Raw genomic sequence first — 25,699 nt, 5'->3', positions numbered from 1 at the left:
ATTTTTATGCGTAAATCACTGTCCCTTTTTCTGTTATCACTAGCATTAATCTTTTTGTTGCTGGTATCTCTGTTTTTCTTTGGGTACAAGGTACACCAGACCAGTGCTCATCGTTTGCTGAATGCAACAGATACCTTGATGTTGGAGAATCCTGGTATTCGTTTAATGGACTCGGCATTGTTTGTATTAAACGATGCTGAGAGTAATTTCCGTTTATATACGGTCATGTATAAACGTAAAAATCTGGAAGTTTTTTCAGCGGAACTAGGTACTGTTTTATCCCTCGTAGATTCTATTAGTCATGGTTTTGCGATCGCTGGACCCGATGCACATTTTGATTCCCTGATCAGGCAGAAGGAAGATATATCCGGTAGGATAGGTACCCTGAAAAAGAATACAGATGCCGCGCTGGCCGGCACTTTAAAAAATGACCTGTTAGAGCGGCTGCTTAGTGGTATTAAGCAGTATAACATGAGTCAGATTAAAAAGGAAAAAGTAACGATAGACACGGTCAATGTAGCCCAAGCGCCTGCACAAGTGGCAAAGAAAGGGTTATTTAAAAGACTGGGAAATGCGCTCTCCAACAAGAAAGGCAGCGATACCGTTAAATCACAGATTAAAATCCTAGTGAAAACAAAGGATGGCCGTGTGATTGATAAAGAAAAGTATGATGCAGAGCAATTGAAAAATGTAGTAACTGGTGTCAATGATTACTATAAAACGATGCTGCGCAAGCAGTTGGCAGACCGGTTGAAAATTAACCAAGAGGAATCGGCCTTGGTAACTACCAATGTTGCCATGATGAATGAAATGAAGGAACTCCTGATAGCGTTGCGCTCATTTGCAGAAATGCAGGGACGAGAAAAGAAGAAAGTAGCCCATGGCATTGTTACAGGTAGTACACAGGAAATGATATCGATTGTAGGGATAGGATTGATTGCATTACTGATGTGTCTTGTGGGGATAGCCGGTGCTGCATGGATTATCCGAAAAAACAACCATCTGTTGAAACAGGGGAAGTTATGGGCAGAAGAACAAACCCGCATCAGAACGGACTTCCTGAATAATATGAGCCACGAAATGCGTACACCATTGAACTCTGTGGCTGGGTTTACAGAGCAATTATCTTTTACACAATTAACAGGTGAACAACAACGCATTGTACACTCCATTGAAACCTCCACCAATATGCTCATACAGGTGGTGAACGATGTACTGGACTTCTCCAAATTGGAGCAGGATTATATTCCATTGACCCTACAGGATTTTGTTCCTTACCAGGTATTCAATGATGTAGCGGATATGATGCGGATACAGGCCATGAAGAAGCATTTGGAATTTAGTGTCAGCTTTGAAGGCGATAAGAATGGACAAGCAAATGGCGACATCTTTCGATTGAAACAGATTATGCTCAATCTGATAAGCAATGCAGTGAAATATACAGATAAAGGATCGATCACTGTATCCGCCACCTTAGCCCCTCATGAAGATAAAAACTGGCTATTTGAAATGCGGGTGACTGATACCGGAGAAGGCATTAGCCCAGAAGCGCAAATGCACCTCTTTGAACGTTTTTATCAAACAGATAGCGCCCGGAGAAAAGGGAAAGGAACTGGCCTAGGACTCGCTATTACCAAACGATTGGTAACTATGCAAGGAGGAGATATTACCGTGACGAGCGAGGTGAATAAGGGCACTGAATTCGTTTTTCGGATTCCTTATGAGCGGGTGAATGTTCCCCTGATGGTGCCGAATAATATCAAAGATGTAAGCGAAGCCACAGGCGCCACTATGGAAGGCCGTTATATATTGGCAGCAGACGATCAGGAAATGAACCTGTTGTTATTGAAAATGATATTGACCCGCTGGAAATGTCGGTTTGATATGGCTACTAACGGCGCGAGTGCTTTGGAGTTGTTTCGGCAGTACCGTTATGACTATGTGTTATTGGATTTGCAGATGCCAGAGATGAGTGGGTTAGAGGTGATAGAAGCTATTCGTAAGGATAGTGATCCGGAAAAGGCGTCGGTGAAAGTATTTGCGCTAACGGGTAATATCAATCCAGAAGAGGAACTAAGGTTCAAAAAAGCCGGATTTAATGGTTGGTTATTGAAGCCATTCCGGGAAAAAGATATTTACAAGGTAATTACGGAGTCGTCTATGAGCGCTGAATGACCCCATTGAGGGAGGCATAAAGAAAATAAGAAGGGATGCGGTATGCATCCCTTCTGTATAATGAAATCAAACATTTTTTCTGAACGTCGGTTAGATTTTATCCCCGTCGTAGGCCCATTTGATGTAGCTGGAGCCCCAGGTAAAGCCACCACCGAAAGCAGCTAAAATCAGGTTGTCACCTTTTTTCAGTTGTTTTTCGTAATCCCAGAGGCAGAGTGGAATAGTACCGGCGGTAGTATTACCATATCTGTGGATGTTCATCATTACTTTCGCATCTGGCAGTTCAATGTACTGAGAGGTAGCGTTGATAATGCGTTTGTTGGCTTGGTGAGGAACGAGCCATGCGATATCGTTTGCAGTAAGGTTATTACGTTGCATGATATCTTTGGCTGCTTCGGCCATGTTGGAAACGGCATATTTGAATACCATTTTACCTTCTTGGTATACGTAGTGTTCGCGGTTTGTAACGGTTTCAATGGAAGCTGGTTTCACAGAGCCACCGGCTTTCATGTGCAGGTATTCTCTACCATGACCGTCGCTTTTCAGGATACTGTCTACCAGACCATATCCTTCTGTATTTGGTTCGAGCAAAACACCGGCAGCGCCATCACCGAAGATGATGCAGGTAGTTCTGTCAGTATAGTCGATAATGGAACTCATTTTATCTGCACCGATCACCATTACTTTCTTGTAGCGGCCGCTTTCGATGAAGCGTGCGCCTGTATCCAGTGCATAGAGGAATCCAGAGCAGGCAGCGCTGATATCGAAACCAAATGCATTTTTAGCACCGATTTTATCAGTAACTACGTTGGCTGTAGCGGGGAATGTCATGTCGGGAGTAACTGTAGCTACAATGAGCAGCTCAATATCTTCCGGAGTAATACCTCTTTTCTTGCAGATTTCCAGTGCCACAGGTACGCACAGATCGGAGGTACCTTTACCTTCACCCTTCAGGATTCTTCTTTCAGAGATACCAGTACGGGTAAGTATCCAATCATCTGTTGTGTCGACTAATTTCTCCAGCTCCTTATTGGTAAGAACGTAATCAGGAACATAGCCACCCACCGCTGTAATAGCGGCCGTAATTTTATTCATATGAATTAAATATGTGTTTAAATCGAGGCGTAAAAATACGACATCTGGCAATATTTCCTAAAAAAGTCGAATATGATGCAATCTAAGGGATTGACAATCCGTTAAAAGTTAGCATCTTTGCCGGTATCCGGGAAATGTGAATATTAAACATTTTCCATAAGTTTCATTAAATTACTGAACCTTTACCTTCTATGATTGCTTATTTGTCTGGAAAATTGGCTTACAAATCCCCTGCTCTGGTGTATATTGATGTAAATGGGGTCGGTTATGAAGTCCAGATAAGTTTGAATACATATTCCCGTATTCAGGACCTGGAATCCTGTAAATTGCTAACCTGGCTGCATATTAAGGAAGATGGTCATACCCTGTATGGTTTTTTTGAAGAATCTGAGAAAAGCCTGTTCCTGCTGCTAATAAGCGTTTCTGGAATCGGCGCCAACACGGCCCGTATGATGTTATCTTCTCTTCAACCGGAAGATATTACCAGGGCTATTTTGATGGAAAATGAGAAAATGCTCGAAAGCGTTAAAGGCATTGGCGCCAAAACTGCTAAACGCGTGATCCTCGAGCTGAAAGACAAAGTGAAGAAAGGAAAAGAAAATCCTATACATTTATCTCTGCCGGTAGACAATACTATCCAGGAAGATGCGTTAAATGCACTGGTTACTTTGGGTATTGCTCGAAACATGGCGGAATCGGCAATTACAAAAGTGATGAAAAATGAACCACTATTGCAAAACTTGGAAGAGCTGATAAAGAAAGCCCTGAAAAGTTTATAATTAATGTTAATACCTCTATAAAAACCTATTTTTCTTGGCAAGTAAGAAACCTTTTGGTGTTTTTGCGGTACTAGGAATTGTATCTTTTATCATTGTTGACACTGCCGCCAGGGACCGATCAGGAGGAATGCATTTGAATGCAGCTGTAAACGAAACCCGGGCGCCGGAAAGGGATTCACCCCCACCGGCTGTAACAATCCCGGATTCAACCAAAACGAAAAAAGATACCTTGAAATATCCCTTGCAGGACAGACGTGGCCCCAGTATTACTGATCCTACGTCCAAAAATGCATTGGATCTGAAGGACCCTGCTAACATCAACAAAACTGTCGAATACGACCCTGTTACCAAACAATACACGGTTACCGAAAAAATCGGTAATCAGTATTATCGTAACCCCACTTATATGAGTTTTGACGAATTCTATAAGATGCAGGCTGCGCAAAGTGAACAGAACTACTGGCAAAAAAGAGCCAGCACCCTGGGCAATCTTAACCAGAAAGGTAACGGGCCAACCATGTACAACGGAAATAACCTGTTCGACAGGATTTTCGGCGGCAGCAAAGTGGATATCATCCCACAAGGTAGCCTCGACCTCACCTTCGGCTACCAAGGCCAAAATATTAAGAACCCCGTTCTCGTAGAACAAGCCCGCAAAAATGGCGGGTTTAACTTCGATATGGGTATCAATATGAACGTGACAGGTAAAATTGGAGATAAACTCAAAATTATCACCAACTATAACACCCAGTCCGCATTCGATTACGAAAACCAAATCAAACTCGAATATACCGGCTACCAAGACGAGATTATCAAGAAAATCGAAGCTGGTAACGTTAGCTTCCCGCTCCGTAGCTCCCTGATTTCCGGGGTGCAATCGCTGTTTGGGGTGAAAACACAATTACAGTTTGGCCGACTGACAGTGACCTCTGTATTGTCCAACCAGAAATCCCAGAAACAAAACCTTCAACTGAAAGGAGGGACCATGGTGCAGGACTTTAATATCAGAGCCGATGAGTATGAAGACAACCGACATTTCCTCCTGTCACAGTTCTTCAGGGATACGTTTAATTACGCGATGGCTAAACTCCCTATCATCCAATCATTAGCCACTATCACTCGCTTAGAGGTTTGGGTAACCAATAAAACCGGCGTCACCACACAAACCCGCGATATCGTGGGTCTCATGGATATCGGTGAATACAAACCTTATAACTCAGGGATCTCCGTCCTCACCAGTTCCCATCTGCCGGATAATGGGGTCAATGATCTCTACCCGCGACTGATCAATGATCCAAGCAGTAGAGCCACGGGAACAGCCGTATCGCGATTACTCGCCCTAGGATTGCAACCCGTCTCGGAATTTGAAAAAACATTCGCCCGCAAACTCGATTCTACGGAGTACACGGTGAATAAACAATTAGGTTTCATCTCCCTAAACCAACAATTACAGCCAGACGAAGTACTGGCTGTCGCCTTTCAATATACCTACAACGGAAAGGTATACAAGGTAGGGGAGTTCTCCCAGGACGTACCGCCAGATCAGAACAATTCTGCCAATCAACCGGTACTCTTCCTGAAACTCCTGAAAGCTACTTCCGCCAGACCAGCACTCCCTATCTGGGACCTGATGATGAAAAACATCTATAACACCGGCGGTTATGCACTGAATAAAGAAGATTTTAAACTGGATGTCTACTATAAAGACCCTGGTGCGGAAGGCAGACCTCCAAGCGATAAACGTTATATCCCAGATGCACAAGGCTCTTATGCCGGCGCACCGATCATCACCATCCTGAACCTCGACCGTCTCAACAACCAAGGGGACCCTCAGCCAGATGGGGTATTCGACTACGTGGAAGGATATACGATCAACTCCATGAACGGCCGCATGATGTTCCCAATGCTGGAACCTTTCGGCGCTGGCCTCAAAAAAGCATTCAACGGAGATATAAACCTGGAAAAACAATACCTGTACAATGTGCTGTACGACTCCATTAAAGTGGTGGCGCAACAGTTCCCACAACTGAACCGGTATGTGCTCCGTGGTTCCTATAAATCCGCCTCTTCATCGGAAATCAGCCTGGCACCAAATATTCCGCCAGGATCTGTAACCGTAACTGCTGGCGGACAACTACTCCGCGAAAACGTGGATTATATCATCGACTACAACCTGGGCCGACTGAAAATCATCAATGGTGGCGTATTGAATGCAGGTGTTCCCATCAATGTTCAATATGAGAACAATTCCCTCTTCGGACAACAGGTCCGAAACTACTTCGGAACACGCTTCGACTACCTGGTGAATGATAAACTCAGTTTAGGCGGTACCGTGGTTCGAATGAGCGAACGACCTTACTACCAGAAAGTCAACTACGGCGACGACCCTATCAAAAACACCATGTTGGGCTTTGATGTGAACTATAACTCAGAATGGAAAGGACTCACCAAGTTCCTGAACAAACTGCCGAACTTCGAATCCAAAGCGCCGTCCAATATCATGTTTACAGGGGAGGTAGCCCGCTTATTCCCTGGTCACAGTAAACTGATTAACCAGCCCGGAAGTAAACAGGGTGTCAGCTACATCGACGACTTCGAAGGGGTGAAAAGTGGCTACGACCTGAAATTCCCTGCCACCAACTGGGCACTGGCATCTACGCCAAAAGGCGCGACAGATGCTACCGGACAAATCCTCTTCCCAGAGGCAGAATATAATAATATACTGGACTACGGTAAAAACAGGGCGAAACTGGCTTGGTATATTATCGAGCCTACCCTCCAATTGCCACAGTCGCCTAACCTGCCTGCCGGTATCGATAAAGATCAGCAGTCAGATCCCCGCGTACGCCTGGTGTACCAAAGTGAAGTGTTCAAAAATAAATCTACCGACTTCGGTCAGAGCCAGCTCAGTACCTTAGACTTGGCTTATTATCCTAAAGACCGCGGTCCGTACAACTTCACCAATAGCCCGATGTCGATGGACAGAAACGGTAAACTGCTTCGTCCACAAACCCGTTGGGCGGGTATCATGCGCGCTATCGACAATAGTGACTTCGAAACAGCCAATATTGAATACATTGAATTCTGGATTCAGGATCCATTCAACGTAATGACCAATCCTGCCGGCGGTCAACTGTATTTCAACTTGGGTAACGTTTCCGAGGATATCCTGAAAGATTCCAAGAAGTTCTTCGAGAACGGTTTGCCTAATCCGAAGGAAACCAATAAACTGGATTCTTCCAACTGGGGCCGCATTCCTAAATTCCAACAACAGATCACGCAGGCATTTGATAATGATCCCGCTATCCGCGCCTTCCAGGACGTAGGGTATGATGGTCTGCAAACAGCCGATGAACAAGTATTCTTCAAAAATTACCTGGATAGTATTGATATGAACTTCGGAGCCGGTTCCCCAATTGGACAACTGGCACACTCCGATCCTTCTAACGATAACTACAAACATTATCGTGATTATAGCAATACATCTATCCTCGGTAGGTATAAGAATTACAACAACCCTGAAGGAAACTCTCCGGCTTCCACAGGTAATTCCACTTATTCTACTGCCGCTACCAATATCCCTGAGTCGGAAGATCTGAATCATGATAACACGCTGAACGAAACAGAAGAATATTTCCAATACCGCGTTGATTTGAAACCGAACATGGAAGTAGGTAAAAACTTCCTGGTAGACAAGATCGCAGCCAACGTGAAACTGGCCAACGGTAAGGATACTATTGAAAACTGGTATCAGTTCAAAGTTCCGATCAATCAGTATAATGCGAGAGTAGGAAACATCCCCGACTTCAAGTCGATCCGCTTTATGCGTATGTTCCTGACCAACTTCCAAGACTCTATCGTACTGCGTTTTGGTAAACTAGAACTGGTACGTAGCCAATGGCGTAAATACGATTATGAACTGAAACCAGGCGATCCTATTCCATTAGATAATAACACTACCTTCAATCAGGCAGCGGTAAACATCGAAGAAAACTCTTCCCGCGAACCGATTAACTATGTGCTGCCAAATGGGGTAGTTCGTCAGAATACCATTAGTACTAACAATACCACCTTGCAGTTGAATGAGCAATCACTCTCCTTGCAGGTCTGCAATCTGAAAGATGGCGATATCCGTGCAGTATACAAAACGCTGAATATGGATATGCGTCAGTATAAGCGGATGCAGATGTATATCCACGCGGAAGCCATGCAAGGCTCCGGCGCACTTCACGATGGAGATGTGCAAGCAGTCATCCGTTTCGGTAGTGACTTTGTAAGCAACTATTACGAATATCGCATTCCATTGAAAGTGACCAATCCGCTGGTATCTGGAGGTAAAACAAATCCAAGTCTTATCTGGCCTGATTCCAATAGCTTGGATCTGCTATTGAATAATCTTACCCGACTGAAACAGCAGCGTAATATGTGCGACTCCTGTTCGCCGTTGCTGCCTTATCCGCTCACGCCTGTGAAAGACGAGCATGGTAACTATATGTCGGTGGTAGGTAACCCAAGCCTCGGTGATGCTAGAACCATGATGATCGGTATCCTCAACCCGAAAGATGACGGTATGCCGAAATGTGCGGAAATCTGGTTGGATGAATTACGTTTGGCCGATTTTGATGAGAAAGGTGGATATGCAGCCCTCGGTAGGGTAGACATTCAATTGTCGGATCTGGGTACTATCTCCGTCTCGGGTAACATGCATACCGCTGGTTTCGGAAACATAGATCAGCGCGTGAATGAGCGATTCCGAGATAACTTCCTGCAATATGACGCCGCTGCCAATCTGGACTTAGGAAAACTGCTGCCTAAAAAAGCGGCTATCTCCGTACCTGTTTATGCTGGCTATTCACAATCTGCCAGCAATCCAGAATACGATCCATATGACTTGGATATTAAGCTGAAAGATAAACTGGACCTGGCGAGAAACAGACATGAAAGGGATTCTATCCGTAAGAATGCGCAGGACTTTACCTCTATCACCAGTCTGAACTTTACGAATGTGAGGAAGTTGAAGGTTGGTAAAGGAAAGCGTCATCTCTGGGATATTGAAAACTTTGATGTGAGTTACTCCTTCTCACAGATCAACCGACATAACCCACTCATTCAAAACGATGTGCTGACCAAGCACAGAGGCGGACTGGGATATAGTTACGCAGGTGAACATCGCTATGTGGAACCATTCAAACGCTTGATCAAAACGAAGACGCATTGGTTGGATCTGGTGAAAGATTTCAACTTCAACTATGTGCCAACTATCCTCAGTTTCAGGGCCGATGTATCCCGTCAGTTCGGCGCTACGAGGGTGCGTAACGTAGGTGGAGATGTGAAGTATCAACTGCCAGAAACCTATAATAAGTATTTCACTTTCGACAGATATTATACCTTCAAATGGGATCTGACCCGCAGTATCAACGTTGAATTCAACGCGGTAAACAGAGCCCGTATCGATGAACCAGACGGACGTATCAATACTTCTGCTAAGAAAGATACTGTATGGGGCAACTTCTGGAAAGGGGGACGTACCACTACGTATATGCATAATGCAAACTTTACGTATACGTTACCAACCTCCAAGTTCCCAGCATTGAGTTGGACGAACGTGGCCGTTTCATATGGTACAGAATATCACTGGAATGGTGCTTCTCAGTTAGCGCTTTACTTGGGTAATGCGATTGAAAACTCCAATCAGAAAACCCTCACCGCTGAGCTGAAGTTCAGTGAGTTGTATAACAAGTCGAAGTTTCTGCGTGCCATCAATATGCGCAGACCTCCTTCCAACAGCAACCAGAATAATAATAATAAAGCTGGCGCCAACAATAATGCAAAAGATCCGAAGGCAACAGCGGCCAATAATCAGAACAATAACAATGCGGAAGAAGTATCCCCGTTTGTTCGTGGGGCCTTCAAAGCCTTGATGATGCTGAAGCGTGTGAGCTTCAACTTCAATGAAAATGCTGGTACGCGCATGCCTGGTTACCTGGACAGCACCAAGGTATTGGGTATGAACTGGGCTAGCATGTCGCCGGGGCTGAACTTCGTGTTGGGTTATCAGCCAGACAGGGCCTGGATGGACCGTTTTGCGAAGAAAGGTATTATCACACCGGATCCATTACTGAACCTTCAGTTCCAGCAGCAGTTTACTCAGCGCTGGGATGTACAGGCACAGTTAGAGCCGTTCAATGATCTGCGTATCGATCTGAATATGACCAAGTCATTCACGAAAACGCATGCAGAGTTGTTTAAGAAAGTGGATGATACAACCGGATTCCAACACCTGAGTCCATATGATGCGGGTGGTTTTGAGATTACTTATATCGCGGTTAAAACGTTGTTTGGCAATATTGCTACAGCGGATGGCGTGTCTGAAACCTTCAGAAGATTTGAAAGCTATCGTAATATTATCTCTCAAAGGTTAGGTGCGGCGAACCCGTATAATAAGGACCCAAGCGTTCCTTTCTACGATCCTAAAGATCCGACCTATCGTTATGGTTATACCCGATATGCGCAGGATGTGCTAATTCCAGCCTTCATGGCGGCTTATACGGGTAAGAGTCCGGAAAATATCGGCTTGTTGAAACAGGGTAATGATAATGTGAAGAGCAATCCATTCAGCAATTACATTCCGAAACCCAACTGGTCTCTCACCTATAATGGTTTATCGAAGCTGGAGCCGTTCAAGAACTTCCTGACCAATCTGACTTTGACGCATAAGTACACTGGTACGCTGAGTATGAGTTCCTTCAATACTTCCATGTATTTCGAAGATCCGCGACTGGCAGGTTATCCGGCGTTCCGAGATACCATCTCCGGTAACTATTACCCTTACTTTATGGTGCCGAACCTCACCATGACAGAGGCCTTTGTGCCATTGCTTGGTATAGATATGACCTTCAAAAGCACGCTCAACGCCAGGATTGAATTCAAGAAGTCCCGTAGCTTGAGTCTCAGTTTGGTCGACTTCCAGTTGACAGAGCTGCGTTCTACTGAGATTGCGATTGGTGGCGGTTATCGTATTCGCGGAGTGACCTTGCCTTTTGTGATTAATAAAAACGGTGGCAAACGCCTGCAGAATGACCTGAACCTCCGACTGGATCTGAGTTTCCGTGACGATAAAACCGTGAATAACCGACTGGATGCCGACCTGGTGATTCCTACCAGTGGTCAGAAAGTGATCAGGATTGCGCCTTCCATCGATTATGTAGTGAATAACCGTTTGAACCTGCGCTTCTTCTACGACCGTTCGCAGACCATTCCGGCGATATCCTCTGCATACCCGATCACCAATACTAGAGGAGGTATTACCTTCCGCTTCGTATTGTCGCAATAGTATTTATAAAGACAAAATTCTCCTGTCTGTTGTCCCTGACCTTCGGGCAGGGACAACGAAAAAGATAAAAAACGGGGCCGACGTCGTAGACATCGGCCCCGTTTTTTGATAAAATCGCGAAGCGCGGAACGCAGAAAAAAGGTATCAGAAGTCCATCATCTCTCCAGCTTGTTGTTCCCGCCCAGCGGGCAGGAACAACAAAAGAAAATTGTTTTTTTAAGGGAGACAGCCAGCCCTCATATGGCCAATACTTAAATATGATCAATGACATTTCTCATGTCTATATTTCGATTTAGGTCATATCTTTGCTCGGATTTGAAATACTTAGTAATCATATTAGTGTTTGCCGGTCTGTTACTGGAGAATTGCAGTAAGGGGCTGATTGTGCTACAATACTGGGCTAATGAGTCTTGGGTGGCACAGAACCTTTGTGAGAACAAGGATAAGCCTCAAATGCATTGTAATGGTCGTTGTCATCTTCGTAAGGAATTGGAGAAAGAGACCCAGCAAGAAAAAAACGGTAACAGTGGGAAAGAGCGTTTCGAAGTAATGTTTGTCAATGAATTACAGAACTTCCTGGAACTGCCAGAACCTAGTGTTGTAGCGCATATCGGTTACTATAACAATCCTCATCTTCCTACACCCATATTTGCGATATTCCATCCTCCTCAGTGGCTCCTCAGCTAACAACTATCTACATTCTTATTTTACCTGATTCACCATCGGGACTGCACGAAATCTTCATTTAAAATCAGCATTGCCATGCTTCACAGGGTGATGTGATGGCGCTGTATTGATATTTCTCAGTACCGACTACCTTATTGTACCCATATGAAACAATGTTGTTTACTCATCATTGCGTGTGTGGCTGCCTTATACAGTCATGCCCAGCAATTAAATGGAAGGATTGCTGATAAATCAACCAAAGAAGCATTACCTGGCGCGGTTATCAGTGTATTGCGCAATAGTAAAGGATGCGTTTGTGATGAAAAAGGCGCATTTTGCTTAACTACAGGAACGGCCGATTCCGTGCGAGTTTCTTGTGTAGGATACATCCCTCGTCAATTGCCAGTGGCGGCTGTACAAGGAGTGACTGTCATCTACCTGGAACCGATGACGGCCAACTTAAATGAAATCATCGTTTCTTCTTCCCGCGATAAGCAGTATCGTACCGATGCGCCAGTGGCCATCAGCACTATATCTCCGCAAACCTTACAGGAAACCAAGGCCACCACATTAGATCGTGTACTGAATAAAGTCAGTGGCGTTTATATGGTGGATTTGGGAAATGAACAGCATACGATGGCTATTCGTCAACCTATTGGGTATAAAAGTTTGTTTTTATACCTGGAAGACGGCATTCCCATCCGCACAGTGGGCGATTTTAACCACAACGCCCTCATCGAAATAAATATGGCGGCCCTCAGAAATATAGAGGTCATCCGTGGTCCGGCTTCTTCTCTCTATGGTAGTGAAGCTGTTGGTGGTGCGGTGAATTTCATCACATTGTCTCCTACACTCGTACCTACCGCCAAAGTACAGGCCGAAATGAGCAACTGGGGCTATAAACGCACCGATTTCAGCGCCAGTGGAACCGCTGGTAAATGGGGGGCTGTTGTCTCCGGATATTATGCTAACCAATCCAATGGCTACATGGACCACAGTGATTTTCATAAACTGGGTTTAAGCCTGAAAACAGTGTACCAAGCTAGTCCTAAAACAAAATGGACCAACGCCGCTACTTTAATCAACTATCATACAGACCAGACCGGCGGATTAGATAGCGCCCATTTTTATAGCAAAGATTATCGCAATTTCCAGACGTTCACCTATCGTGATGTACAGAGTCTGCGCATCCGCAGTACTTTGGAACAAGACTGGAATGCTACTAACAACACTTCTTTCACAGCCTTCTATCGCCATAGCGATATCGGACAAAATCCTTTCTATTCCATTAAATCCACTAGGGACCCACTGAAGGCCAGCGGCCAAATCAATAGTGATGCTTTCCATAGCTATGGTTTAATTGTACAACACAAAAAACGCTTCTCTTGGAAGGATGCGGCCTTTATTGGCGGTGCTAGCGTGGATTACAGTCCTGCTACCTATCATGCAGGCTATATCACCATCGATAAAAATGCTGCGGGATATTATACCAGTTATCAGAAAACAGATTCTGTATTGACGGATTATAAGGTAGGACTCCTGAATACTGCGGCGTATGCACAATTTGAATTATCACCAATCAATAATATGAGAGTGGTAGCAGCGGTGCGTTACGACCGTATGGATTATAATTTTGTGAATCACCTGACGCCATCCGCCTACACGGGTGCGCCTAGTGAACGCAATAACTTCAATGCCCTGACTCCTAAAATAGGGTTTACTTATAACCTGGGTAGTAATCACGGGCTGTATGCTAACTACAGCAGAGGTTTTGCTCCTCCAAATATCTCTGAGCTCTATCAAGGTGTGAAAGTGCCCGTGCTACAACAGGCTATCTATAACAACTATGAAGTTGGCGGCTGGTTGGGATTTGGACATAATAAAGGTTATGCAGATATCAGTCTCTATAACATGAGAGGTACTAATGAAATTATTAGTGTACGACAGGCAGATGGTAGCTACATGAACCAGAATACAGGCGCTACTACGCATAGGGGTATTGAATGGAATGTCAAGTACAATGTGCTGAAAAGTCTCTTTGTGCGCACTAGCGGTACTTATGCGCTGCATACCTTCGACGCCTATTTTGATGGTAATAAAACCTTTGATAACAACCGGATGAATGGCGCGCCTAATTGGATCACCAATAGTGAAATTACCTGGAGACCCGCTCTGCTGAGAGGTTTCAGATTGGGTGGCGAATGGCAGCATATCGGCAGTTACTATATGGACCCTGCTAATACCGCTAAGTACGGCGGATATGATCTCTTCAATCTGCGCGCTGGATATGGTTTCAAAGGCTTTGAATGCTGGATTAACTGTATGAATGTAGGCGACAAACTATATGCCACTACAGCAGAGAAATCTGCATATGGCGTTACTTACCGTGTAGGGCCACGACAAACATTCAACTTTGGTATTGCATATACGTTCACTGGAAAAAAATAGAAAAATGAGTTCGCAGTTATTCAGGTATATTATGGCAGTTTGTCTCATCGCACTGCTGGGGGCTTGCAGCCAGCGGAGCAAAGAGGATAAATCGGGCATCCGGTTTTTATCCCATGGGACCAATGCATCTTGTCCTTACGTTACCCGCGATACCGCTGGCAATACCGTAGTGAGCTGGGTAGAAACCGACAGTGCTAGCAATACTGGCGTTATGTATTATGCAGTAACTAACGATGATGGTTATACGTTTTCTGAGCCTAAGAAAATCAGCAGTACTACTGGGGTTTATCCACATGATGAAAATCTGCCTAAGTTGCTGTTTAAGCCGAACGGTACTGTGATTGCTTTGTTTGGTACGGAGCAGCATGATCCAAGGAATAAGTATGCCGGTAAAGTGATGTATTCACAGTCATTCGACGGTGGCCATCATTGGGAAGCGGCGGTACCTTTAGTAACGGATACCGCCGGCTATGATCAGCGTTATTTTGATATAGCGCTGTTGCCGGATGGAGAGGCCGCTGCTATATGGTTGGATAACCGTAAGGAAACGGCTGCGGAAGGATCTACATTATATTTTGCCCGTACCAGTGGCCGGGAGGGATTCCAATCTGCGAAGCCCGTTGTCGAAACTGTTTGCCAATGTTGCAGAACCAAGCTGCTGGTAGATAAAAAAGGAGTTATCCACATTGTGTATAGAGATATTATCAACGATTCTATTCGGGATATGGTGCATCAGGTATCGGCAGATGGAGGTAAAAGCTTTTCAGCGCCTGTTCGTATCAGCGCAGACAATTGGGTGGTGAATGGTTGTCCGCATACAGGTCCTACCCTTGTTGCAAACGACCACGGACTCCACTTTGCCTGGTTTACAATGGGCCATGGGAAAGGTGTTTTTTACTGCCAGTCGCTCGATAACGGGAACACCTACACGCAAAAGGAATCCCTGAGCACTGCGCCAATGGCCAAGCATCCGCAAATGACCATCGATAAGAAAGGGGAGGTTTACATCACCTGGGATGAGCCTGTGAAAGTGGGAAATGATTATAATAGCCGGGTGGCGTTTCTACATAAATCAGCGGATGGCCGTACACTCGATAGCCAGGCGATCACTTCAGATACTACGTGGTGTAGTTTCCCTGTGCTAGGGGCTTTGCAGGAAGGAGTGTTGGTGGTATTCAAGCAGCGTGTGGGTAGTGGCACTGCTATTGCCTATGGCATCATGGAACATTAGTCTCTCTAAAAATAACAACGCGGGGCCTACTACTGCTCCGCGTTGTTCAATTCACTTAAGCTTTACAACAAAACATCAACTGTAACCGAAAGAGAAACCTTTCTGTCCAGCCCAATCTTTTCCAGTAACCCAGCGGCCATAATTACCTTTCCTGGAATTACCAAAATAAAAGCGCCATTGCTCTTTCCACCTGGGATAGTACAGGCGCATCAAGTACATTGTTAGAAATGTAAGCATAGGGATATGGTTTTCATTAAATTAACGGATAGTCAAGTTAGTCTTGCATTGGGCTCGGCCTTACATTTTTCCGGTGCAATGTACACCCAGAAGATATAAGATTTTTCAAATATAAAAATCTAAACTAAATCGTTGTATCACATGTATGTGTTAATTTTTATCTATGTAGTAAGCATTGGCTTGTTGTAAAGGTGTGAGTACCAGGTCATTGATACAAACATGTGCGGGTAGGGTGGTTACATAATATACCACGTCAGCTACATCTTGGGCGCTCAGTGGAATGAACCCTTGATAAACAGCCTTGGCTTTATCTTCGTCCCCTTTGAATCGTACGAGGGAGAATTCTGTTTCTGCGGCTCCTGGATGAATAGCAGTTACTTTAACGCGATAAGGCAACAAATCGATACGCATACCCTGTGAAATAGCATCCACAGCGGCTTTGGTAGCACAGTAAACATTTCCTTTTGCATATACATGTTTAGCAGCGGTAGAACCCACGTTGATAATATGTCCAGAAGTACGGGAACGCATCCACGGCATTACGATCCTAGACACATACAGTAAGCCTTTTACATTGGTATCAATCATGGCATTCCAATCGTCTACATTGCCATCTTCAATGCTGCTCAGTCCTGCTGCCAGTCCGGCGTTGTTCACCAGTACATCTATAGCGCGCCATTCTTCGGGGATATTTCCCAGCACTTCCGTTACTTGTTTCTCATCTCTCACATCGAAGTGAAGCGGTAATACATTGGTACCGTATTCCTGTGTCAGTTGTGTCTGTAATGCTTCCAGTCTTTCTTTGCGGCGACCGGTAATGATAACGTCATATCCTTTTGAAGCGAATGTAATGGCGCAAGCCTCACCAAATCCTGCTGTAGCGCCTGTTACGAGAACAATACCCATGAGATGTAGTTTTTAGATAAGCAGAGAATGCAAAAGTAACAGATTTTACAAAGCTTTCACCTGACAAGGGTAACAGTTCCTTTCCGCTGAATCTGGTTGCCATTCAGATCTGTGGCATCCAAGATCCAGATGTAAGTGTCTACAGGTGCGGGTTTCCCTTTGATAGTGCCATCCCAGCCATTACGAAAATCAGTAGAGGCATATAATTGTTCTCCCCAACGATTATAAATTCTGAAATATTTATAACTCATCATACCTACAGGAATAAAGCGGAAACGATCATTTACGCCATCTCCATTTGGAGAAAATGCATTGGGAACATACATTTCTGGGCCTGCATAAAATTTCACATGTATTGTATCATATCCGCTACAACCCTGTAAATTGGATACTTTCAGGATATACGCAGTATCACGGTCCGATATTAATATCGGGTTGGCGATATTCGGATTACTCAGCCCATATGCGGGCGACCAACTGTAAATATCGCCACCACTGCCATTCATAGTAAATGGTAATCCTTTTACGAGGATGGTATCGTTGCCTGCGAAAGGATTCACCGAATAGACCTGTATTTTTTTCGTGACCGTTTTCACGCATTGTGTATTGGTACTAACTGTCAGCGAAACGGTATAAGTCGCAGCCGCAGGGAAGCTATAATTCAGCGTGGTGGTACTCATGGGAGGAATGGTACTATCGATATTAATGTCCCATTTGCGCGAAGTAATCTTTCCATACTGATAAGTGGAAAGATCATCAAATTGTATGGGTGTGCCTTTACAAAGTCCTACATTATTGAAATCGGCTTTTAAGCCGGGATAATTGGCTACCAATCCCGTCATGCTGTCTGTACATGAAAGCCCACGATTGACAACCAATTTGACCTTATAAATGCCCGTATCGGGGTAGTTATGTTGGAATACGGTGCGGTCTTTTGTAATGGTATCAGTGCCATCTCCGAAGTTCCAGTAGTAGGTAGATGTATAACCCGCATTGCTGTAATTGGCCATCGGCACGGAGAGCGAAGGCTCGTCAATGCAATTGCGCAGGAGAGAGGCTATGCTCGCCGTAATTTTCGTGCTGCAATCAAAAACAGTCAGCAATATATCCTTGCTATGTGTACCCAGCAAGACTTTAGTGGTTTTATCATATTCATTCACACAAACGGTGACTACATATTTTCCGGGTCTGTTGGGCGTACAGGAGATCATTCCCTTATTGTCGATAGCGATGGCAGGATTGCCTCCCATTGGATTGCTACCGTTATAAGGCGCGATGTATCGTACAATGCTGTTGTAGGGAGGCGGCGTATTGGAACTGCGATCGCTACTGGCAGTACCATCCGTTAATGCGCTGCAAAGGCTATAGGTAAGACTATCGCCATCTTCATCATAGGCAGCATAGTTAATGGTAAAAGGCATGGCATTGCAAATAACGATAGCGGTATCTTTATCGAAATAGGCGCTATTGTTATTGGGCTTGGATTCTATGCCAGGAATGACGGTATAAAAGGTAGAACCTTCATGTTCTGAATCGTAGATGTTCGTCAATTTTTCGCCTCTGCAACAACGTTGGGAAGAAACATAATATCCACCGGAAATCGGCGGCAGTTCTATAATAGCTTCGTAAAAGGCTACTTCCAAGTGTTGTGCCTGTGGAGCAAGACAAGGATTTTTAAGCGTATCGATCAAAGGCTTGACCGTTTTGATGTATAGATATACGGAAGACAACACTCTACTACCATTCGCGGTGTACACATTAGCAACAGAAGGGTTTTCAAACCGGTCTATACAACCCTGCCTGTCGCCACAGGTGAAATCCGCGTCGCGATAGAGTTTGAGTGTAATGAGATAACGGTAGCGGAGGTTATCTGCACTCATACCAATGGTCTTGTAATAAATCTCGCCACCAATAATATGATAGCCAGCTGCATCTAGGAATAACAAACAGCAGCCAAGTACCATGTAAATGACTCTCTTCATAATTGGGGTACTGCAAAGTTAATTTAAACAATTAACCAGCAGTTCCGGTTCACTGAAGCGTCATTATCGTACTAGCGTTACCGTACCTTTTAAAGTAATAGTTTTTTGATAGATGTCTACCCCTTCTACCATCCAAACGTAGGTGCCTATAGGGGCTTGTTCTCCCCGGACGGTGCCATCCCAACCTTGCATATATGTTGTAGATGAATACATTAGCTTTCCCCATCGGTCGTAGACGCGGAAATAATTCATCTTCACGATGCCAACAGGCAGCGGTCGGAATATATCATTTAATCCGTCTCCATTGGGAGAAAATGCGTTAGGTATATAGATTTCTGGTCCTTTGATGAATCTTACGAAAATATTACTAGTGCCGGTGCAGCCTTCTTTCGTATAGGCTGTAACGGTATAGGTAATGTCTTTATCGTATAGTGCAAATGGTTCGGCACTACGGGTATTACTTAGTCCGTTTGGTGGAGTCCAGGTATAACGGATTCCTCCTGTGGCATGGAGCTGGAACGGGGTTCCCAACATCACGATGGTATCATTTCCGGCAAAAGCATGTACAGGCGGCACTACGGCCACGAAAGCAGTATCCATGACCTTCTTAGGACATCCCAGTGTATCCGTTACTGTTACAATGAATAAGGTGGTGTCTTTTGGCGTTGCCCAGGTGATAGAATCCTTTGGGGATTTTACATAATAACTTGGAGACCAGGTATAAAATGCACCTCCTGAAGCCCGCAGCAATACCGGACTACCACTACAAATACTGGTATCAGGCGCAGCCTTTACATTCGGAGGATTTACCACTTTCAATGTCAGGGTATCAGATGTATGACATTTACCTAATTCCGCCAGGATAGCATATTTATTCACTGGTGGCGCTGGTTGCACAGTGGTATTCAAAGTGGTGCCAACCACCGTATTTGTTTTTAGGTCTGTCCAGGTGTATGCATAATTCCCATCTGTGGTAGCCATGAGCTGTATAGGATCTCCGGTACATACAGTACTGTCGCTCATCGTGTGTACAATCAGGGAGTCTCTAACGTTAATGAATACACTTTGTGTACTGACACATTGTTGCTGATCTGTAAATGTAACGGTGTAAGTAGTATCCTTCAGTGGAAAGACGATTGGATCGGCGGTATTGGGTAATAATATTTTATAGTCATTCGGCGCCCAACTGTAAGTGCCCGTAGAGGTACTGGTAGCACGTAATTGCAGGGAATCCTTGATGCAAAGTAAGGTGTCAGAAGTAGTGGAAAGCGGTGGTTTATCGTAGACCGTCACAGTACTGGTATCGTATTGCTCGCAACCATTACTAGTGATACCATACATGATTACCCGGTAATTGCCAGGTGTTTTATAAAGGAAGGATGGATTCGGATTATTGGAACTATCTGCGGCTATACCCGTGCCGAAATCCCACTTGAGATATAACATGCTTCCCATATCCATGGTGCTGGTATTGGTAAACTGCACTGGCTTCTGCACGCAACTGCCTTTAGAAATGAAATTGGCTTTATAAACCGGGAATACGTAGACTTTCGCAAAGGCACTGTCGCCGCAATTACTCTCTTTATCTACATACAGTTTGGCAGTATATAATCCAGGGGTGGTATAAGTATGCTTTAAAGGACTAGGGTCGTTGGTATCCACCGTAGTGCCGTCTCCAAAATCCCAATGATAAGGCTTTCCAAGCGTACTGTTATTCATGAATGTAATCGTCATGCTTTTACAATCCGCATATTTAGTTGGCTGGGAAGCCACTACCTGTTTTACGCAGGTGGTCACATTGATGTGGAAATCCTTGCGAAGCGTACCAATCAATACATTGTTACGGTATTCATTTACACAAACCGTAACCACATATTTGCCTGGATTAGGGGCAATACCGGAAATGATACCAGTATTAGGATCTATGGTAACATTGGGTCCTAACGGCGAAGAGCCAGTATAAGGTGGCGTATAAGTAACCGTTTGGTAAGGTGGTGGATCTGATTTCGCTGGAATGCCTGATTGGTCGGTGGTTTTACCGCCTTTATAGGCATCACAGAAAGAGTAAGTGAGTTGATCGCCATCAGGATCTGTGGCGGAAAAATCGTAGGTAAACTTTTTATTGGCACATACCAGGGTTGCTTCTTCTTTATTGAAGGTAGGGCTGGAATTGCCTTGTATGCCTACTTCCGTGCCAGGTAATTCTGTAAAATAAGTGGCACCGGTACCGAAATTGTTGCCGGGGCCTGGGAGTGGGTCTGCTTCTATGTTGACCATGAAGTTATCGCGGCAGCAGCTTTGAAAGGATACGATATATCCCTTTTTATTAGAGGGAATAGCAATATCTGTTTCAAATGAGGCTACCTGGAAACATACTGGTGGCGGATTCACAATGCAAGGATCTACCTGTGCCAGGTTTTTTTCCTGGAAGGTGGAACGATTGACAGTATAGGAATTAAACTCTTGATTATTGTCTTTGTTAAAGGCCGTAAGGTAAACGGTGGTGGGCATGTCAGCGATATTGGGACCATGTTCGCAGATGCGGTATAGTCGCATCGTTACATGATAAACATAGTTCCCATTGGCATCTATATTAACAAACTTGTAATACACTTGTCCACCTATGATATGTTTGGCTGAAACAGTTAACGTGCCGAACATGCATAGGAGGATGAACAGTAGTTTTTTCACAACCGAAAATGTTTGTCTGCACAATCTTACACTTGGCAGAATGAAATAAATTGTTTCAGTAAGTGATTACTTTCTTCAATTTTTTCCCACATTCCCACGTGTCCCACTTCTTCAAAAATGTAAACGCTGCTGGTTTTAGGTAACATCACCTGGTCTAGCACGGCGACAGGTGAAACAGCGATATCATCTTTCCCGATCACAAATAACACGGGTGATGCAACTGAAGGGAGCATCCCTGTAAGATCTGGTCTTTGCATGATTGCATTGATTTGGGCAATCACAGCTTCTTGGGGGCATTGGATACACATTTCAACACCCGCTTCTACTAATTTTGGTTTATGCAATCTGGTTGCCGGGCTAAACAGGTTAGGGATTGTTTGCCTTACATATAATTCGCTGCCGTATTGCTGAATGAATTCTAAGGATTTTCTACGCGTTTCCTTCTTTTCCTCGGAATCTGCTGCGGCAGTTGAATGAAAAAGTCCCAATCCTTTCATCACTTCGGGATGGCGATGCTGCAATGCAAGTGCAACGTATCCTCCCATAGAGTGACCAATGACTACTGCCTCCTTAATGTCTTCTGCTAACAGTATCGCATATACGTAGTCTGCCATGGCAGCAATGGTAAGCCCCTCCGTCAATTTAGTTTTACCAGCACCTGGTAAATCGGGTATAATCAGTCGATAATCATGCTTTAGAAATTCCTGCTGGTGGACCCACATGGAACTATTCTCTGTAAGACCGTGTATGAGTACTACCGCGGGACCTTGTCCTATATCCTGGTAGCTGCCATTTCCATTATTGATTGTTTTCTGCATTTTTTATGCCTGGGATAAACCGTGAAAAGATAGCATGTACCAGCAACAAGATACAAAATAATATTGCTCCGCGAGAAATAAGATCTCCATATTTTACGTAAAACGTGTAGTCTTCTCTGGATGTTACAGTAGCCTTGAATACTGCTTCTTTCCAATAGGGTTGTGGTTGATCTATATTACCCGCAGGATCGATTACTGCTGAAACACCGGTGTTGGCACTACGTGCAATCCATCTACGTGTTTCTATTGCTCTGATGCTGGCATATCGCATATGCTGACGATGTCCTTCTGTATCTCCCCACCAACCGTCATTGGTAATGATTACCAAGAAATTGGCGCCCGCTCTGGTATGAGCAGCTACGTAGTTACTGAAAACAGATTCGTAACAAATAGTGGGGAAGATGTTGATATTATCAACAGGGTTAGTTAATAATTCCCGCGCCGGCGCACGGCCATAACTGCCTGTAATACCGCCCATATCAAGGGCGAGCGATTGCATAAACGACAGGTATCGCACATACGGAATCAACTCTACACCTGGTACCAACTCATATTTATGATATACCTGAATGGCGGTAGAGGTATCTATCTGTAATGCGCTGTTAAAGGCATCCCAACGAGTACCATCGTTCATTACCCTTGCTGTAACTGCCTCTGGATCATCTGCTGCATACTGTCGCATAGTCAGTGCACCGGAGATGATTTTAGCTTTAGGGAATTTGTGCAAAAACTCCCGTATGGCTTGAATTTCAGGGGTATAGTTTAACTGTGTTTCCCATGCAGCCTGCGGAAATAAAGCAGTTTCAGGCCAAACAATATAACGGGTATTACTATCCGTTTTTGCTGCAGTTAGGCGTAATAGTTTGTTTACCTGGTCCATAGAATTACCACCAGCAAACTTTTCATCATATGGGTCCACATTAGGCTGCACTACTACTACTTCAAATTTCTTCGCTGGATCATCTGGTGCTGGATGTATAAACTGAGAAAGGAGTAACGGCGCTACCGCCATCAGTAAAGGCTTCCAGGCCGTTTTGACTATCGTCTCCCTAAGACTATAATCAAACATCCGGGCCTGTTTCCAGGCTGCATAAAAGAATATATTAGTGAGTAATACCCAAACTGTTCCTCCACTAGCGCCAGTAAATTCATACCACTGTATCCATCCTGGACGCATGGCAAAGGCATTTCCCAATACCAACCATGGCCAACTCAGTTCCCAGGTTTGGTGAATATATTCGAAGGTGAGCCAGTAAACAATCAATGCCAAAAAGCTACCAGTGGCCGGCAGGCGTTTCCGACTGTTCTTATACATCAGCCAAGGAATCGTCATCAGGAAGGCATTGAAACTGTTGGCAAATACGCCACTGGCGGGTACGGGCGTATTGCCTACCCACCATGTACTGCCCACATTCCAAATGAGGAATGAAAGAAATATCAGTCCGAAGTAAGCGCCCCGGTGCCTGATTTTTTCCGTCAGGTAAAATAACGGTGTTAGTGCAATGAATATCAGTGGCGTAAAGGGCATAGTTGGCCATGAAAGCCAAAGTAATAAACCACTTATGATACTTAGAATGATGGAGCGCAGCTTCATTTTGTAACCTGAAAAATTGACGGCAACGAAGATAAGTTTGCTTTGCCGTAAAACAAAAAGGGATACGCCTGCATCCCTTTATAAATATATTATTTTTGATGATGTGACGCCATTACTTTTATCACGACAACTTGGTGCTAAAACGAGAAACCGCAGCAGATAACTAGTATCCGCTGCGGTTCAATTATATTTAACTGTATTCGTTTATCTGCTATAGTTAGGCGCTTCTTTCGTGATTACCACATCATGCGGGTGGTTTTCTTTCACGGTTGCGGCAGTGATTTTTACGAATTGAGCATTCTGTAAAGTTTTAACATCTTTAGAACCGCTCAGACCCATACCTGCACGAAGACCACCAACAAACTGCTGAATTACTTCAGACAGGTAACCTTTGTAAGGTACACGACCTACGATACCTTCTGGAACCAGTTTCTTGATATCGTCTTCATCTTGGAAGTAACGATCTTTACTACCTTCTTGCATGGCTTCGATAGAACCCATACCACGGTAAGATTTGAATTTACGTCCTTCGTAGATGATAGTTTCTCCAGGGCTTTCTTCCACCCCAGCGAAGATAGAACCAGCCATGATGCAAGAAGCACCAGCAGCGATGGCTTTCACCATATCACCAGTATAACGAATACCACCATCAGCGATAACTGGAATACCTTGTTTTTTCAAGGCTTCTGCTGCATCCATTACTGCGCTCAGTTGAGGGAAACCAGCACCAGTAACGATACGGGTAGTACAGATAGATCCAGGACCTACACCTACTTTCACCGCGTCGGCACCAGCAGCAGCCAGGGCGAGTGCACCTTCTGCAGTAGCAACGTTACCTGCGATTACTTGTAATTTAGGGAAAGTCTTTTTCAGTTTTTTCAGCGTGTTGATAACTGCAATGGAGTGACCATGTGAGCTATCCAAGCAAACTACATCCACACCTACATTGATGAGGGCCTGTGCACGATCCAGTACATCTGGCGTAATACCCAGTGCAGCACCTACCAGCAATCGACCGAATTCATCTTTTACTGCATTAGGATAGCTGGTCAACTGGAGGATGTCACGGTAAGTGATCAAACCAACCAGTTTGCCCTGCTTATTCACTACAGGCAGTTTTTCAATCTTGTATTGTTGGAGAATTTTTTCTGCTTTTTTCAAGTCTGTACCTTCAGGAGCAGTCACCAGGTTTTCGCTGGTCATCACTTCTTTTACCAGACGCTTTTTATTCTTTTCGAAACGCAGGTCTCTGTTGGTTAAGATACCAACCAGTTTATTGGAATCATCTATGATTGGAATACCACCAATGCCGTTCTCTTTCATGAGTCTCAAAGCCTCTCCAATAGTAGCATCGGGCTTTAAGGTAACAGGGTCCATAATCAGACCGCTTTCGCTACGCTTAACACGACGCACCATTTCAGCTTGTCTTTCAATACTCATGTTTTTGTGGAGAATACCAATTCCACCCTCTCTCGCCAGGGCGATAGCCAAATTGGCTTCGGTAACAGTATCCATAGCAGCAGAAACCATTGGTAAGTTGAGCCGTATAGTTTTTGTTAATTGCGTAGAGATATTTACATCTTTTGGATGTGTTTCTGAGTAGGCCGGAACGAGGAGTACATCATCAAATGTCAGTCCGTCAGCTACAAATTTGGGTTTAGATTTTCCCGCAGGCATGATGCAACTATTTGTCAGTTAAAAAATAATTGCACGCAAATATACACCTATTCCCCCAATAAATAAA

General features: G+C 44.4%; 14 protein-coding genes. 6 read left to right on the top strand and 8 right to left on the bottom strand.

Annotated elements, in window-relative coordinates; genetic code table 11:
* Window positions 1-6 precede the first annotated feature (6 nt).
* Window positions 7-2,175 (top strand): ATP-binding protein, encoded by a 2,169-nt coding sequence (locus JO154_RS24175; protein WP_291950956.1) that lies wholly within the window; start codon window positions 7-9, stop codon window positions 2,173-2,175.
* A 90-nt stretch (window positions 2,176-2,265) separates the two neighbouring features.
* Here the strand turns inward: JO154_RS24175 and JO154_RS24170 are convergent, their stop codons facing one another.
* The gene (locus JO154_RS24170) at window positions 2,266-3,270 is read right to left on the bottom strand and encodes a beta-ketoacyl-ACP synthase III (protein WP_291950953.1); all 1,005 of its coding nucleotides are present in this window, start codon (window positions 3,268-3,270) and stop codon (window positions 2,266-2,268) included.
* A 191-nt stretch (window positions 3,271-3,461) separates the two neighbouring features.
* Here JO154_RS24170 and ruvA point away from each other — a divergent pair, with 191 nt between their 5' ends.
* The 5 genes from ruvA to JO154_RS24145 all read left to right on the top strand — a co-directional run bounded on the left by ruvA (window position 3,462) and on the right by JO154_RS24145 (window position 15,727).
* Complete coding sequence (gene ruvA / locus JO154_RS24165) at window positions 3,462-4,049, top strand: Holliday junction branch migration protein RuvA (protein ID WP_291950951.1); 588 nt, start codon at window positions 3,462-3,464, stop codon at window positions 4,047-4,049.
* A gap of 34 nt (window positions 4,050-4,083) precedes the next feature.
* Window positions 4,084-11,382: a cell surface protein SprA gene (gene sprA / locus JO154_RS24160; protein ID WP_291950948.1), complete on the top strand. Its 7,299-nt coding sequence runs from the start codon at window positions 4,084-4,086 to the stop codon at window positions 11,380-11,382.
* A 315-nt stretch (window positions 11,383-11,697) separates the two neighbouring features.
* On the top strand, window positions 11,698-12,069 hold the full coding sequence (locus JO154_RS24155; RefSeq protein WP_291950946.1) for a hypothetical protein: 372 nt from the start codon (window positions 11,698-11,700) through the stop codon (window positions 12,067-12,069).
* Window positions 12,070-12,213: 144 nt separating this feature from the next.
* Window positions 12,214-14,496, top strand: coding sequence for a TonB-dependent receptor (locus tag JO154_RS24150; RefSeq protein WP_291950943.1), 2,283 nt, complete (start codon window positions 12,214-12,216; stop codon window positions 14,494-14,496).
* A 4-nt stretch (window positions 14,497-14,500) separates the two neighbouring features.
* On the top strand, window positions 14,501-15,727 hold the full coding sequence (locus JO154_RS24145; protein WP_291950940.1) for a sialidase family protein: 1,227 nt from the start codon (window positions 14,501-14,503) through the stop codon (window positions 15,725-15,727).
* 75 nt (window positions 15,728-15,802) lie between these two features.
* On the opposite strand, the gene JO154_RS24140 is transcribed toward JO154_RS24145, so the two are convergent.
* The 7 genes from JO154_RS24140 to guaB all read right to left on the bottom strand — a co-directional run bounded on the left by JO154_RS24140 (window position 15,803) and on the right by guaB (window position 25,632).
* A complete protein-coding gene (locus JO154_RS24140; protein ID WP_291950937.1) occupies window positions 15,803-15,964 on the bottom strand; it encodes a hypothetical protein in 162 nt (53 codons plus the stop codon).
* Between the two features lie 150 nt (window positions 15,965-16,114).
* Window positions 16,115-16,870 carry an SDR family NAD(P)-dependent oxidoreductase gene (locus JO154_RS24135; RefSeq protein ID WP_291950935.1) on the bottom strand — a complete coding sequence of 252 codons (756 nt, stop codon included), beginning with the start codon at window positions 16,868-16,870 and terminating at the stop codon, window positions 16,115-16,117.
* Between the two features lie 56 nt (window positions 16,871-16,926).
* Window positions 16,927-18,852 (bottom strand): gliding motility-associated C-terminal domain-containing protein, encoded by a 1,926-nt coding sequence (locus tag JO154_RS24130; protein WP_291950932.1) that lies wholly within the window; start codon window positions 18,850-18,852, stop codon window positions 16,927-16,929.
* Between the two features lie 63 nt (window positions 18,853-18,915).
* Window positions 18,916-21,543, bottom strand: coding sequence for a PKD domain-containing protein (locus tag JO154_RS24125; RefSeq protein WP_291950929.1), 2,628 nt, complete (start codon window positions 21,541-21,543; stop codon window positions 18,916-18,918).
* Between the two features lie 26 nt (window positions 21,544-21,569).
* Window positions 21,570-22,361 (bottom strand): alpha/beta hydrolase, encoded by a 792-nt coding sequence (locus JO154_RS24120; protein WP_291950926.1) that lies wholly within the window; start codon window positions 22,359-22,361, stop codon window positions 21,570-21,572.
* Entirely contained in the window at window positions 22,342-23,955 is a 1,614-nt protein-coding gene (gene lnt / locus JO154_RS24115) for an apolipoprotein N-acyltransferase (RefSeq protein WP_291950923.1), read from the bottom strand. The genes JO154_RS24120 and lnt overlap by 20 nt, the downstream gene beginning before the upstream one ends.
* Before the next feature lie 204 nt (window positions 23,956-24,159).
* A complete protein-coding gene (gene guaB, locus JO154_RS24110; protein WP_291950920.1) occupies window positions 24,160-25,632 on the bottom strand; it encodes an IMP dehydrogenase in 1,473 nt (490 codons plus the stop codon).
* Window positions 25,633-25,699 lie beyond the last annotated feature (67 nt).

This window comes from Chitinophaga sp. (assembly GCF_019236475.1).
Classification (GTDB): domain Bacteria; phylum Bacteroidota; class Bacteroidia; order Chitinophagales; family Chitinophagaceae; genus Chitinophaga.
Note: the sequence above shows the minus strand (reverse complement) of the source record. Positions and strands in the feature narration are given on the sequence as shown.

What these genes read in the sequence shown, in the direction of transcription:
- JO154_RS24140 (WP_291950937.1), bottom strand. Translation starts at nt 15,964, where the DNA reads ATGCTTACATTTCTAACAATGTACTTGATGCGCCTGTACTATCCCAGG.
- JO154_RS24130 (WP_291950932.1), bottom strand. Translation starts at nt 18,852, where the DNA reads ATGAAGAGAGTCATTTACATGGTACTTGGCTGCTGTTTGTTATTCCTA.
- lnt (WP_291950923.1), bottom strand. Translation starts at nt 23,955, where the DNA reads ATGAAGCTGCGCTCCATCATTCTAAGTATCATAAGTGGTTTATTACTT.
- guaB (WP_291950920.1), bottom strand. Translation starts at nt 25,632, where the DNA reads ATGCCTGCGGGAAAATCTAAACCCAAATTTGTAGCTGACGGACTGACA.
- JO154_RS24170 (WP_291950953.1), bottom strand. Translation starts at nt 3,270, where the DNA reads ATGAATAAAATTACGGCCGCTATTACAGCGGTGGGTGGCTATGTTCCT.
- JO154_RS24175 (WP_291950956.1), top strand. Translation starts at nt 7, where the DNA reads ATGCGTAAATCACTGTCCCTTTTTCTGTTATCACTAGCATTAATCTTT.
- JO154_RS24145 (WP_291950940.1), top strand. Translation starts at nt 14,501, where the DNA reads ATGAGTTCGCAGTTATTCAGGTATATTATGGCAGTTTGTCTCATCGCA.
- JO154_RS24120 (WP_291950926.1), bottom strand. Translation starts at nt 22,361, where the DNA reads ATGCAGAAAACAATCAATAATGGAAATGGCAGCTACCAGGATATAGGA.
- JO154_RS24150 (WP_291950943.1), top strand. Translation starts at nt 12,214, where the DNA reads ATGAAACAATGTTGTTTACTCATCATTGCGTGTGTGGCTGCCTTATAC.
- JO154_RS24135 (WP_291950935.1), bottom strand. Translation starts at nt 16,870, where the DNA reads ATGGGTATTGTTCTCGTAACAGGCGCTACAGCAGGATTTGGTGAGGCT.
- ruvA (WP_291950951.1), top strand. Translation starts at nt 3,462, where the DNA reads ATGATTGCTTATTTGTCTGGAAAATTGGCTTACAAATCCCCTGCTCTG.